Source organism: Clostridium sp. CM042 (assembly GCF_055080995.1).
The window spans coordinates 3,561,247-3,575,581 of sequence record NZ_CM143646.1 but is presented as its reverse complement, the minus strand read 5'-3'; the positions used below and the strand labels follow the sequence as shown (position 1 = coordinate 3,575,581).

General features: G+C 30.8%; 13 protein-coding genes. All 13 read right to left on the bottom strand.

Features of this window, described 5'->3' with window-relative positions:
* Positions 1 to 262: 262 nt before the first annotated feature.
* Complete coding sequence (locus tag ACWJJ7_RS17000; RefSeq protein WP_462963133.1) at positions 263 to 1,657, bottom strand: sensor histidine kinase; 1,395 nt, start codon at positions 1,655 to 1,657, stop codon at positions 263 to 265.
* Positions 1,658 to 1,659: 2 nt separating this feature from the next.
* A complete protein-coding gene (locus ACWJJ7_RS16995) occupies positions 1,660 to 2,340 on the bottom strand; it encodes a response regulator transcription factor (protein WP_462963132.1) in 681 nt (226 codons plus the stop codon).
* 44 nt (positions 2,341 to 2,384) lie between these two features.
* Complete coding sequence (locus tag ACWJJ7_RS16990) at positions 2,385 to 2,507, bottom strand: hypothetical protein (protein ID WP_462963131.1); 123 nt, start codon at positions 2,505 to 2,507, stop codon at positions 2,385 to 2,387.
* A 114-nt stretch (positions 2,508 to 2,621) separates the two neighbouring features.
* Positions 2,622 to 3,860 carry a serine/threonine transporter SstT gene (gene sstT / locus ACWJJ7_RS16985; protein ID WP_462963130.1) on the bottom strand — a complete coding sequence of 413 codons (1,239 nt, stop codon included), beginning with the start codon at positions 3,858 to 3,860 and terminating at the stop codon, positions 2,622 to 2,624.
* 328 nt (positions 3,861 to 4,188) lie between these two features.
* Complete coding sequence (gene treC, locus ACWJJ7_RS16980) at positions 4,189 to 5,847, bottom strand: alpha,alpha-phosphotrehalase (protein ID WP_462963129.1); 1,659 nt, start codon at positions 5,845 to 5,847, stop codon at positions 4,189 to 4,191.
* Positions 5,848 to 5,940: 93 nt separating this feature from the next.
* Positions 5,941 to 7,377 carry a PTS system trehalose-specific EIIBC component gene (treP, locus tag ACWJJ7_RS16975; RefSeq protein ID WP_462963128.1) on the bottom strand — a complete coding sequence of 479 codons (1,437 nt, stop codon included), beginning with the start codon at positions 7,375 to 7,377 and terminating at the stop codon, positions 5,941 to 5,943.
* Positions 7,378 to 7,596: 219 nt separating this feature from the next.
* The gene (locus ACWJJ7_RS16970) at positions 7,597 to 7,764 is read right to left on the bottom strand and encodes a hypothetical protein (protein ID WP_462963127.1); all 168 of its coding nucleotides are present in this window, start codon (positions 7,762 to 7,764) and stop codon (positions 7,597 to 7,599) included.
* 142 nt (positions 7,765 to 7,906) lie between these two features.
* The gene (locus ACWJJ7_RS16965; protein ID WP_462961899.1) at positions 7,907 to 9,229 is read right to left on the bottom strand and encodes an IS3 family transposase; all 1,323 of its coding nucleotides are present in this window, start codon (positions 9,227 to 9,229) and stop codon (positions 7,907 to 7,909) included.
* A 220-nt stretch (positions 9,230 to 9,449) separates the two neighbouring features.
* Positions 9,450 to 10,226 carry a protein-glutamine gamma-glutamyltransferase gene (locus ACWJJ7_RS16960; RefSeq protein ID WP_462963126.1) on the bottom strand — a complete coding sequence of 259 codons (777 nt, stop codon included), beginning with the start codon at positions 10,224 to 10,226 and terminating at the stop codon, positions 9,450 to 9,452.
* A 49-nt stretch (positions 10,227 to 10,275) separates the two neighbouring features.
* The gene (locus tag ACWJJ7_RS16955) at positions 10,276 to 11,034 is read right to left on the bottom strand and encodes a hypothetical protein (RefSeq protein ID WP_462963125.1); all 759 of its coding nucleotides are present in this window, start codon (positions 11,032 to 11,034) and stop codon (positions 10,276 to 10,278) included.
* Between the two features lie 263 nt (positions 11,035 to 11,297).
* Positions 11,298 to 12,008, bottom strand: a complete 711-nt coding sequence (treR, locus tag ACWJJ7_RS16950; RefSeq protein WP_462963124.1) for a trehalose operon repressor — start codon at positions 12,006 to 12,008, stop codon at positions 11,298 to 11,300.
* Between the two features lie 93 nt (positions 12,009 to 12,101).
* Entirely contained in the window at positions 12,102 to 13,343 is a 1,242-nt protein-coding gene (locus ACWJJ7_RS16945; RefSeq protein ID WP_462963123.1) for a HAMP domain-containing sensor histidine kinase, read from the bottom strand.
* A 6-nt stretch (positions 13,344 to 13,349) separates the two neighbouring features.
* Complete coding sequence (locus ACWJJ7_RS16940) at positions 13,350 to 14,063, bottom strand: response regulator transcription factor (RefSeq protein WP_462963122.1); 714 nt, start codon at positions 14,061 to 14,063, stop codon at positions 13,350 to 13,352.
* Positions 14,064 to 14,335 lie beyond the last annotated feature (272 nt).

The window sequence follows — 14,335 nt, the reverse complement described above, 5'->3', positions numbered from 1 at the left end:
TCGATATGCATTATTCCATTTATAACATTCATTAAAATACTCAGGTTTTTCCCCTATCGTTATATAACTTTTATCATATTATATATTGATAAGATTAAAATCAGATTAAAAAAGTCTTAGGTTTAGTTTAAGAATTTTAATATGGTATAATGAAAAACACCTACATAACAGATAAATCTGAAGTCGTCAATTCATCTTCTTCGAAGCTGTGCAGCTCCGTAGGAGATGATTTAATATTGTAATATAAGTTTTATACCCCTAACTACATTGCTATTTCTAATGTAACAATCATTTTTGTTCCCTTTCCTTCCTCACTTTCTGCATATATCCTGCCTCCATGTACATCTACAATCCATTTAGCAATAGATAGTCCAAGGCCTGTGCCACCACTTTCTTTAGATCTAGATTTATCTACGGTGTAAAATCTTTCAAATATACTTTTAATTTCCTCTTTTGGTATTCCTATGCCACTATCACTAACAGTAATTTTTACTGTTTTATTCTGAATCTCTGAACTTATATCAATCTTACCTTGTTTGGGTGTGAATTTAATACAATTTTCAATGAATATCCTAATCATCTGCTTTATCATTTTATAGTCTGCACATATACTAACAGTATCATTTTTATCACTTGATATTATATGTCCGTTATCATCTATAAGCCTGCTTTCTCTCACCACTTCATTAATAAGATCATTAAGCCGAAAGTTTTTTTTCTCTATTTTTTGATTTCCACTATCACCCTTTGCAAGATATAATAGTTTTTCCACTAAGTTTTCCATATTACTAGCCTCTAACTTAATAGCATAAATAGACTTTTCTAAGGCCTCTCTGTCATCTTTCCCCCATCTATCAAGTAAGTTTGCATAACCTTGGATAACTGCAATGGGGGTTCTAAGTTCATGCGAAGCATCAGATACAAACTGAATTTGCCTATTAAATGATTCCTTAAGCCTATGTATCATTTTGTTAAAAGTATTACCTAATCTTTTAAGTTCATCATCAGGTCCAGTTACCTCAATTCTTCCCTTTAAATTATTAATGCTAATATTATCAGCAGCTTTAGTTATTTGATCTATAGGTTTCAACATTTTTTTACTTATACTGTAACCTAATATAATTGAAGCAATCATACCTATAAAATCAGCTATTGCCATCAAAACAAATAGAATTTTCATAAAACCATACTCATTATCCATATACTTAACTATTTGAATATAGACGAAGCCATATTCTTTAGTTTCAATTTTTAAATTTTTATATACTAAGTGCTTATCGTAATCTTTAATTTTTTTTATTTTATCAAAAGGTTCTTTAATTGTAATATTATAATTAAATTCATTTGATTTGTTTAGTACTTTTCCATCTTTTTGTAGTATTCTTATTGATATATTTTGTTTAAACGGGACATCTGAAATCACTTCTTTATCTGACAAATCTACATGTTCATTTCGAGACATAACCTTATTTAGAACTATTTTGACATCTTCTATTTGTCTATTTGCCTGACCATACAAGTAATATTTTATTCCGTATAGAATTGAGGCATTTAAAATAAGTAATACTAATGAGAACATTACAGCATAAGCTATAGTTAATTTCAAAGAAATCTTTGCACTTTTAACAATTTTAGAATTCATAATTTTAGAATTCATAGTTAATCACCTTTAACAACATATCCTACCCCTCTTATAGTGGTTATAAGTTTATCCTCAAATCCATCATCAATTTTACATCGTAAATATCTTATAAAAACATCTACTACATTAGTATCCCCTATATAGTCATAACCCCATACCTTCTCAATTAATTGTGCTCTTGTAAGCACAACATTTTTGTTTATTATTAGAATTTCTAAAAGGTCAAACTCCTTTTTCGTAAGTTCAATTTCTTTGCTGCCCCTCTTAACATTATGAGCTCTATTATCCATAACTATATCTTTTACTTTAATCTCATCAGTCTTATTATTTATAGATTTATCTCTTTGATACACCCTAATTCTTGCTAATAGTTCTTCTATTGCAAATGGTTTTGTGAGATAATCATTTGCACCTACATCCAGTCCTAAAACCTTATCTGCTATATCACTTTTTGCAGTAATCATAATTATAGGGATCTGGGAGCATTGTCTTATTCTTCTACAAACCTCTATTCCATTGAGTCCCGGTATCATTATATCAAGAAGCATTAAATCATACTCCTTTGTCTCATATAAATTTAGGCCATCGCGTCCATCATATGCTACGTCGACTTTATATCCCTCATGATTTAATTCCATCTCAATAAACATTGCCATTTGCTTTTCATCTTCCACCAAAAGAATTTTAAAATTCTTCAAAATACCACTTTCCTTCCATTATAAAATAGCGAGCTATAAGCCCACTATATAATACTAATATACATCATTTTACTAATCTTCGCCATACCACCATTATCTTCTGTATCGCTCTCCTTGCTTTTGTTTTTAGCTTTCTCATTATTTACCCTTAATATTACACCGTTCATTCAAAAGAGAAAACCCCTTATCGTAGATTATAAACTGCGATAAGGGGCTTCAATATGTGTAAAGACAATGCCATAATTTAATTTCTATTTATTTATAATGATTTTTTTCCTTCTTTACGCCACCTTATTGATGTCGATTTCTTTTCCCTCTTTACGCCACTTAGCAAATTCAGCTGTTGCTGTGAAAAGTGCATCTGTGGATGAGTTAAGTGCCGTTTCGCAAGAGTCTTGCAGCACACCTACGATAAATCCTACACCAACTATCTGCATAGCAATATCATTTTGGATTCCAAATAAGCTAGCTGCTAGAGGAACTAGTAATATCGACCCACCTGCTACGCCTGAAGTGCCACAAGCGCTTACAGCCGCAAGTATGCTGAGGATAAATGCAGTAGGGATATCCACTTTAATTCCAAGCGTATTTACTGCTGCAAGGGTCAAAACAGTAATGGTAACAGCTGCACCAGCCATATTTATCGTAGCACCTAATGGAATAGATACCGAATATGTATCCTTATCTAACCCTAGTTTTTCACACAAGCTCATATTTACAGGAATGTTTGCAGCTGAGCTACGTGTAAAGAATGCAGTAATAGCACTTTCCTTTAAACACATAAGCACAAGTGGATATGGATTTTTACGAATATTTACGTACACAATGATTGGGTTGACAACAAGAGCCACAAAGACCATACAGCCAATCAGAACTGCAAGTAATTGTCCATAGCCTAGTAATGCCTTTACTCCATTTGTAGCAATAGCATCAAATACGAGACCCATTATACCTAGTGGTGCAAAGTTTATTACCCATCTAACCATTTCGGTTACTGCATCTGAAACATCAGTAATCATTGTTTTTGTAGAATTGGCCGCATTTTTTAAAGCTAACCCAAGAACTAACCCCCAAGACAATATACCGATATAATTGGCATTAAAAAGTGCTTTTACTGGGTTATCAACAACATTAAGTAATAATGCTTTAAGCACTTCTACGACACCTCCAGGAGGCGTAACATTTTTAACACCTTCTGTAAGTATTAGGGTTACAGGGAACATAAAGCTTGCAACAACCGCCACAAGTCCGGCCAAGAATGTTCCTAAAATATAAAGGCCGATAACAGATTTTATATTGGTTTGATGACCACTCTTGTGTTGAGATATGGCAGATATAACCAAGAACAAGACCAACATAGGTGCAATCGCTTTCAAAGCACCTACAAATAAAGAACCGAAAATTACGATTGGTTTTGCTTGCTCAGGAATTGTTACAGCCAAGATAATACCAATAATCAACCCTATAATTATTTGTTTTACTAGACTCATCTGATTCCACTTGCTCATTAGTTTTTTCATATTTTTTTCCTCCTATAGTTTAAGATAGAGACGAAACAACACACACCCATTTTAGGTGTGCTACTAGCTTCTCTTAGTATAAATAATTGCAGTAAACACGACATAAAAAATAATCTTACCACTGATTCTAAGTCATGTAAAGAAAAACTGAAGCGTAAATTTCCCCTTGTAGATTTCAATATAAAATGTCCAAGATTTCGATAAAAATCTAATGTTAAGCTGTAACAGTAGTATTTCTATAATATCTATTATAATTACTAATAAAAATATAAACGCTTTGCCCATATATGGAGCAAAGCGTTTTGAAAATTCTCTATTTTTAAAACTTCTATTTTATATAAAAAGCAATAGATTCATATGGTCTTAAAGTTAATTTTTTGATGTTATTTACTGTATCTTTATAATTAGATATCAAAATGGTTGATTCCCCTTTAAGCAATAAATCTTCTGGTAAATTAAAAGTAGCTTCTTTCCCATAAAAATTATTTATAACTAAAATTTTCTCAGCCTTCCATGAACGCATATAAGCGAATATCTGGGAATCATCTTTTATTATAATCTTAAAATTACCATAAGCAATTACATCATATTCTTTTCTAAGTTGTATGAGTTTTTTATAGTGATAAAAAATAGAATTTTCATCCTTCAAAGCCTTCTGGGCATTTATTTCTTTGTAATTGTTACTTATTGATATATGTGGCGAGCCTGTTGTAAAACCAGCATTCGTATTATCATTCCATTGCATCGGAGTACGCGCGTTATCTCTTGATTTTGATTGCAATATTTTTGTTATTTCTTTATCATCTGTGCCTTGCGCTTTTAAAATATTGTAACAATTAATTGACTCTACATCTTTATATAATTCAATTTTATCAAAGTATGGGTTTGTCATGCCCAGCTCTTCCCCTTGATAAATATAAGGTGTTCCTCTTAATAAATGCAATGTTGTTGCCAGCATTTTTGCAGATTCACTATGGTATTTTTTATCATCTCCAAAACGAGACACAATACGTGGCTGATCATGATTACACCAAAACAAAGCATTCCATCCATTGCTTTCCTCAATTCCAACCTGCCAATCAGCTATAATTTGTTTTAACTTTTTAAAATCAAAATCCATTAAACTCCACTTATCGCCATTTTTATAATCAACTTTAAGATGATGAAAATTAAATACCATTGATAGTTCTTTTTCCTGCGGATTTGAATATTTAATACAATTTTCTATAGTCGTTGAAGACATTTCTCCAACTGTAATAATATCTTCACATTTTCCAAATGTTTTTTTGTTAAGTTCTTTTAAATATTCATGAATTTTAGGACCATCTGTATAAAAACGGCGACCATCACCTATATAATCATCTTCATATTTTTCTGGTTTTGAAATTAAATTAATTACATCAAATCGAAAGCCCTTTACTCCTTTTTTTATCCAAAAATTAACCACATCGAACACTTCTTGTTTTAATTCTTCATTTTTCCAATTAAGATCTGCTTGAGTTTTATCAAACAAATGCAAATAATATTCATCAAATTCACTTACATATTCCCAAGCCGTACCACCAAACTTTGAATCCCAATTTGTTGGCTTATTCCCATTCTTAGTTTCTTTAAATATATAGTAATTTTTATATTTCTCATCACCATTCATTGCCTTTTTAAACCATGTATGCTCTGTAGACGTATGGTTAAATACCATGTCTAGCATAATGTCAATTCCTAATTTTTTAGCTTCTAAAACCATTTCCTCAAAATCTTCCATAGTACCAAAACTACTATCAATAGTGCGATAATCTGCTACATCATAACCATTGTCTATTTGAGGTGAACTATAAAATGGAGTTATCCATATATAGTCTACTCCTAGGTCTTTTAAATAATTTAATTTTTGCGTAACACCTTTTAAATCACCAATTCCATCTCCATTTGAATCCTTAAATGATCTAGGATATATTTGATAAACCACACTCTTCTTAAAATCTTTCATAAATCTTAATACTCCTTTAAATGAATGCATATAACCGAATTTATATTAAATCATCTTCCCTTTATATGCATTATAAATTATATTTATTTACTACTAATCCTCTGGTGTAAATTTTGCTGCAAATTTTGTTTTAGAAAGTATAAGTGTTAATATAAATGGAACCACAATTGCCACTACCATTGCTAGTGAAAAAATCAACATATATTTAGGTTTAATAGATAGTATACCAGGAAGTCCACCAACACCAATTGAATTTGCCATAACTCCTGAACTAACTGATATTACGCCTGCAATTGCCGAACCTACCATAGCTGCTAAGAATGGATATACGTATTTTAAGTTAATACCAAATATAGCTGGCTCAGTTACTCCAAGGTAACAAGAAATAGCTGCTGGAATTGATACTTGTTCTTCTTCTGGTTTATTCTTTTTATTTATACGTATCATTGCCATAACTGCAGAGCCTTGAGCGATATTGGACAGTGCAATCATTGGCCATAAATTTGTTCCACCAAATTCAGCCATAAGTTGTAGATCTATAGCATTTGTCATATGGTGAAGTCCAGTAATTACGAGTGGTGCATAAAAGAATCCAAACACTGCTGCAAATAACCACCCAAAAGCAGAAGTTAAACCAGTGTATACCACACTTGATATAGCTGAACCTATTGCCCAACCTATTGGGCCTAAAACAGTATGCGCTATTATTACAGTTGGCACTAATGAAAGAAATGGTACCACTATCATCGATATATATTCTGGAACAATTTTTCGAACATTTTTTTCGAGTATCGCTAAAAGAAATCCTGCCATAATTGCTGGTATAACTTGTGCTTGATAACCTATCATTTGAATGTGAAAGACCCCAAAATCCCAAAATGGAATTTTATCCATAGCAGTACCTGCTACATCATAAGCATTTAATAACTGAGGTGATACTAGAGTAAGACCTAATACAATTCCGAGTATTTGTGTTGTTCCCATCTTTTTAGAAATAGCCCAAGTTATCCCCACTGGTAAAAAGTTAAATATAGCTTCACCAATTAACCACAATAAAGAATGAACTCCACCCCAAAATGGATACATCTGAGTTATTGTTTTAGTCCCATTTTCAAGAAATTTAATATCCCCTATTACGTTACGAAAACCCAATATCAAACCTCCAACTACAAGTGCCGGAATAAGAGGTGTAAATATTTCTGCCAAATTAGCAAGCATTCTTTGAATAAAGTTCATATTACCTTTTGATTTCACCTTTACCTTATCTTTACTAACCCCCTCCACTCCCGAAACGTTTACAAATTCATTGTAAAAATCAGGTACTTCATTTCCTATAATAACCTGAAATTGTCCAGCTTGCATAAAAGTGCCCTTTACTGATTTAATACTTTTAATCTTTTTACCATCTGCTTTTTTATTATCCTTTAATACAAATCTCATGCGAGTTGCACAATGGGATACCGCTACAATATTTTCTTTCCCACCGATGCATTCTAATAATCGTTTTGAATCTTCTGTAAATTTGCTCATATAAATTCCCCCCTTCAATTATAATTCCTTAACTTTAATTCATTTCTCTCTTAAGAATTCATTTCAACTTGTCTATACAAGTTTCTCTTGTTTTTATATTAACTTATATATACAAGTTAGTCAATAGATTTAATCGAAAAAATGTAACCGATTATCACTACCATGTTATTTTTATATCATAATTATTCATCTTTTCCATGATTATCGCCTCACATTTTTCTATATTAAAGAATAATTATTAAATATTAATTTTAAGCTTTTTTCTAATAACTCGCCATCACTTAAAAATACATCCGCTAACTGTGGTGAAAACATTTGTGCCGAACCATCTAATGAAATATTCATGACCTCAAGCAATTCATTTTTCGCTATTAAATCCTCGTCCATATTGCCCCCCCCCCTTTTATGATTTGCTATAATTTGTATAACTATTCCCCATTTGAATAAGAATTTATGCTTATTCAAAAAAGCCCTCGAATGATTGGTTTTCAATTAAAATGGATCCTATGTCAAGGACATTTAAAAAAGACTATGCAACTAAAAGTTGATTTCTGTATTGTACAGGAGTCAACTTTTTTAATCCCCATTGATATCTATAGTTGTTATAATAATCCATATAATTATCAATTAGATTCTGTAAATCAGTAAATGTATCACAACTTTTATAGTCAATCTCATCCTTCATATGACCAAAAAATGATTCTTGTGGGGCATTGTCCCAACAGTTTCCTCTTCTAGACATTGACTGTCCAAGTTTATATTTTTTAAGTAGTTTTTGAAATTTGGGACTGGTATAATGAGCCCCTTGATCAGAATGTATAAACGATTCTGAAGTCAATAATTTCTTATGACGTCTAATTAATCTTTCAATCGTTTCCGTTGCAATATCTAATGTAATGCGCTTAGACAGGTGGTATGAAAGTATTTCGTTTGTAGAAGCATCTTTAATTGTTGATAAATAAGCCATACAAGAAGCTCCATATGGCATATAAGTGATATCCGTTAACAAAACCTTTCCAGCTATGTCCTGTTTGAATTTTCTATTTAAAAGATTTGGTACAACAGTATGTTCTCGAGTTGCTTTCATCATCCTACGATAAGGATTTGCTTTCCTAATTGGACATTTGATATTATATTTACGCATAATTCTTTGAATACATTTTCTATTAATAATTAAATTGAACTCTTGCTCGAGTACCATCTTAATAGAACGTGAACCCTTCTTGTAACCCCTATGTTCAAATGCCTTAAGAACTATTTTCCTTAATTGTAAATCTCTTTGTTCTCGAATATTACGTGTAGATTCTGATTTTAGGTAATTATAATAACCTGATCTTGATACTCCAATTACACCACATAGATGTCTAATCATATTTTTATATTTAGATTTAGAGAGAATGTTCTGAATAAGTGCAAAAATTGAAGAGATCCTTAAACTACCGTTTTTCACCTGCCTTTCTTGCAGCTCGATTTTTTTTAATAGTTCTGCTTCTGCCTTCCAGTATTCAATCTCAGCATCTTTTCTTGTGATTATTTCTTCTAGGGTTAATTCACGTTTAAGTGGGCGTCCACTGCTGAATTTTCTAGTATCTCTAAGGCCTAATTCGCCAGATTCCTTATAAGCCTTGCGCCACCTCTTACTAGAAGACTTGATTCTAGTATTACCAAGTGTTTCTATATCGAACCCTGCATCTTGAAAAATCTGAGACGATAATTTCCCCATTATATGCTCAGCTACAAATAAGGATTTGAACTCATCTGTATATGTAATTCCTTTTTCACTAACTCGTTTAATATATCTGTTTTTTGAGAGCGCTAAAATTTGTTCATTAGTAAATACTTTTTTACTCATAATGCTCACAACCTTTCTAATTTAATTGTACAAAAAAAAATCCCATATGAATAGACTTTTTTAGTGTCTATCATATAGGATCCATTTTAAATCACTTGAGGACTTTCTTTATATTTTCATTCTTCTTTGCAATATATCAACTGTTATTTTATCTGCTTTTATATCACTTGCATGATTGTGTATATTATAGCATTTTGTACTTTTAAGTCCAATTGGAATTTTAATTGGTAGAGGATGAAAGAAATTTATAATATATGTCGGCTAAATCTTTAAAATCCAGACGTGCAGCTGAATCTAAGAAATAAGCGGATGTTTTTGCTTCCTCTATCCTAAATTTATTTAATTCACTAATTATTTCATCAGCATTTCCGATGCCTATACCGTGTCCAAAATAAAACCCATTACCTAGGTCTATAACATTTTCTCCTTGCCATTCAGGTGTTATTGGATTTACATCAGGGTTATAAAAGTATCTTCTATCCCCTGCTAAATAATCACTTCGTTTTTCTAAATAACCTGCACTCTCAATCAAACTATCTAGATAATGCCAATTCATTAAATGTATTTTGGGAAATAAATCATTGAAAAGTTTGTCTGCGAATATATTAAGCAATGCTTGATAATAAATAATAACAATTGCGGTAGCACATTCAGTACCATATTTTGAACTATTTATAGAAATATCCTTAATAGCCGCACTGGGAGCTATCCCTTTTTTTAATATAAATCCACCTTCATCAGTACGATCCCAATAATCAAGATTACACATTGATTTACGAAAGGTTCTAAAGGACATATTGCCTTCATTGAGTTTTTTAGCAGCAATAACAATATTATTTCGTAATTTTAACTCAAACTGTAATTGAGTTAATGAATTATACTCATACTTTCCTTTGCTTAAATCCATCTTATTAATGATATCTTTTTCAATATTATTGAGTTTATATTCATTTATAAAAGTATCAACTTTAAAAATAGTGCCTGGAATTATTATCATTTACTAGCCTCCCTATATTCCATATATTGAGATTAATAATTATAGATTGCTAATATCTTAACCTAGCTTTAGCAATGCTTATTTGATTAGTTATGGAATGGTTAATCCATGATTTCCATAAATATATGTTTTCATGCTGTATTCTAAGTGAGCATCTTGATAGCAGTAGCTTATTATCCTCATCTAGGTTGTTAAAATAACCCAATAAATTATTTTCTTTTTCATTGTATGGTATAAATGGTTTTCCAGTATTAAGTGATATCCATCTACACAGATATTTGGCATCTAAATCTACGATATAGGGTATAGGCTTACTGGTTCTATGAAAACTTTCCCCAGTAAAATATAAAAAGGGATAATTCTCCTCAATCCAATTAAAAAAAGCTATATATTGTTTTTCACTAACTTTTCCCATAGTCATATCTATGGACGGTACAAAGTCTAAAAGTTTGCATGCTAATTCAACATCATTTACGTCCTCTGAGCCTAAATAATTTGCGATTAACATTAAACTATATGGATCTCTTGCTTGAAAAAAAGCCCAGATTAAATCATGAGTAAAAAGACCTTTTCTGTTTCTAAAAAAAATCATGTCTACTATAATTGGTAAAATTGTTTTATCCTTATGAATCTTTATTAAAAGTATGGAAGTAATATCTAAAAATTCATCATTTTCATTACTTAGCCCATGCTGAGCTATGCCTCTTTGAAACATGTCTTTCAAAACAGGATAACCTATTTCCCTATGATTAGAATATAAATATTGAATTTTTGAAGATTTTGAGGTATTTATATTATCTAAACACATATAATCTCCCCCTTTATTTTTTACTCTAGATTTTCAACACAAATAAAGAACCATATTTTATAATATTATCAATGTATCCATTATGTTCAAGATATTATATTGAAATAACCAAATAATATGCCAATTATGCAGCCATTGATACGAATTCCATGAAGATTATTAATGTGAATACCGATCATCTATTTCAGCTCCTCTTAACATAACAATCTTAAATAGAACTTCGCATATTGAAATGTCGTTAAAAAAGAATAAAAAAAACCGCCTTATCGGCGACGCGCAAAATCAGTAAACACAAAACGATCTGGGCGGTGGCGTGATTCTGTATATTCAAATTGATTTCCATCAGCTAAATATACGTAATTTTTAACAACAACAACAAAATTATAAGATTTCATATCTAAATTTAATTTATCTCTTGAATTAGCAGTTTCAACTTGTATAATTTTATTAGCAAAACCTATTTTTAAATTTAAGCTTTCTTCGATATATTCGTAAATGGATTTCTCTCCAATTTCTTTTGTTAATCCTTGCACTACATCTTTTAAAAAATAATTAATATCAAAAATTATTCGCTCATTTTCTAAACTACGCACTCTATAAAATTTAAAAGCTTCTTTTCCTATATCTAAATTACTTTTTTTATTTATTGCTTCATCAATTATAACTTTCTGAAATTCAGGCACTGTAGTAATAAACTTTTGCTTACTACTTACACTAGCTTCCTTAAAACTAACTAGACCACCAACTGAAAATGCAATAAAATTATTTTCTAAAACAAATACCCCTTTACCATGAAGGCTATTGACAAATCCTTCCTCAGCAAGCATCTCCAAAGCTTTTCTAACAGTACCACGACTTACCCCATACTCTTTGCAAAAGTCATTCTCTGAGGGAAGTTTTTCCCCTGGTGTATAAATACCTTTAACAATATTCTTTTTTATATTATCATATATGTCTGTATATAGTTTTTTCATTTTAATCCTCCAAGACTCAAAATACCCATAAAAATTATTATATCATAAAATACTGGATAATGATGGGCATTACCACTTTTTGTTGCTTTGCATTCACCATTTAATAAATGTAATAATAAATCTGGTTCCTATGTCAACCTTACTTCGAACTTCAATTATTCCATTATGTGCTTCAACTATTGATTTTGAAAGGGCTAGTCCTATTCCAATGGAATCGCTTTTCTTGGAGGTTTTTGCTTTATAAAACCTTTTAAATATGTTTGGTAAATCCGTGTCACTTATCCCTTCTCCTGTATCTTCTATTATAATTCTTGTATACAAAGGGTTTTCCATAAGCTCCAAATTTATGGCTCCACCGGGATGAGTATGTTCTATACCATTCTTAATAATGTTAATAAGTGCCTCTTGAAGCCACAATCTATCATGCTGAAAATTTATCTCTTCTTTTTCTTTAAAAATAATCTTAACCTGGCAATTATTTGCCTTACTTTCTAAAGCTTCTATTGAATCTTGCAGGGTTTCATTTAAGCTTTGTTTTTCTTTGACAATCTCTATTGCTTTAGCGTCCAGTTTAGCAAGCTTAAGTATATTCTTTATGAGCCAGTTCATCTTTTCTAGTTGGTTTTGATTATTTAATAAAAATGTTGATCTCTGCTTTCGAGGTAGCTCCTTTGTAACCATAATATCGTTATATAAAATTACAGATGAAAGTGGAGTTTTTAGCTGATGGGATATATCTGATAATAAATCCACTAAAAATTGTTTTTCTCGTCCAAGCTCACTTAAATTATTTCTAATGATTTTTCTCATAGAATTAAAAGAAATTGCGAGCTTCGAGAAATCCCCTTCGCGATCTTCATTCATGGCTATGTCATAATCCCCATCAACCACCTTCTTTGCAGCGAGAGTTAATCTTCTTATCCTTTTATAAAGAAAACTATATTGAAAATAATTAAGCGTAAATAATATAGCAGCCATAAAAATAAAAATGAAAATAATTGTGTAGTTATTCTTTATAATAGTTTGGCTCACATATGGGAAAAGTTCATTCTCTAAATCCTCGCTTAACCCATATTTTTTTAAAAAAGCACTTCCCTTTATAGCTTCTTCCCTGGAAACTTCTTTTGTAATAAGAGGTATAATTTCCTTTTCCATTTCCGGATTTTTCGCAACTATTCTTTCAGCGATTGCCCCCAAGCTTTTTATATAATCAGCCTTTAAGTTATCGTGATGTAATTTTAAACACAAAGATGTAATTATTAAAAATAAAGTCATTAAAACCAAAACAGCAGCTGTGCTTATTTTGAGTTCAGGATTAACAAAATACCTTTTCATACTAATCTACTCCTTATTCATCACCGCAGGTGCTGCAACATCCTTATTCCACTTATATCCTAGCCCACGTTTATTAACTATATATCGAGGTTCCCTGGGATTGTCCTCTATTTTATCCCTTATCCTCTTAATATAAACAGATAGTGTATTTTCATCAAAGAAAGGATTTTCTCCTTCTAATAATTCACACAATATCTCCTCCCTCTTCATTAAAACATTAGGCTTATTCATAAATATTAATAAAAGCTTATATTCTTGCGCCGTGAGATTTATGACTTCACCATTTTTCCTTACTGTTCCTTTTATATTATCTACTAATATATTTTCACTTTTCATTGTATTTTCTATAGATATATTTTTAGAGTTTCGCCTTATTAATGCCTTTATTCTTGATAAAAGTTCTCTTACGCGAAAAGGCTTTGTTATATAATCATCTCCACCTATTTCAAGCCCCTGAACTATATTAACCTCATCATCAAAGGCTGTTAAAAATATTATGAGCACATCACTTTTGCTCCTTATATACTTACATAATTCATATCCATTTCCATCGGGTAAATTAACATCTAATAAAATCAAATCAAACTTCTCTAAATGGAATAAATTTTTTCCATCTTCTACTGTTGCGGCTCTAAAAACTTCGTATCCACCATCTTTTAGAGAAAACTCTATTCCAAGAGCTAACGACTCATCATCTTCAACTAATAATAACCTATTCATATCGTTCACCTCACTGTAAATATTGTTAAGTATTAAATCATTATCTTCGATGCTGTAATATTAATAATACCTCAATTATGTCTTAATTTAAAGCTAACATATATAGAATTTCTTACCTACTTGTTCTATTTCATTGGAATTCGTGTTACAATTATTATACATACAAACTGTAATTTAACAAGTACTTATATAATATTACGCTACAAATTTAAGGAGTGTTAAAAAAATGGGGATGTTATTCTCTGCATCAATTCCAGTATTTAGTATATTTA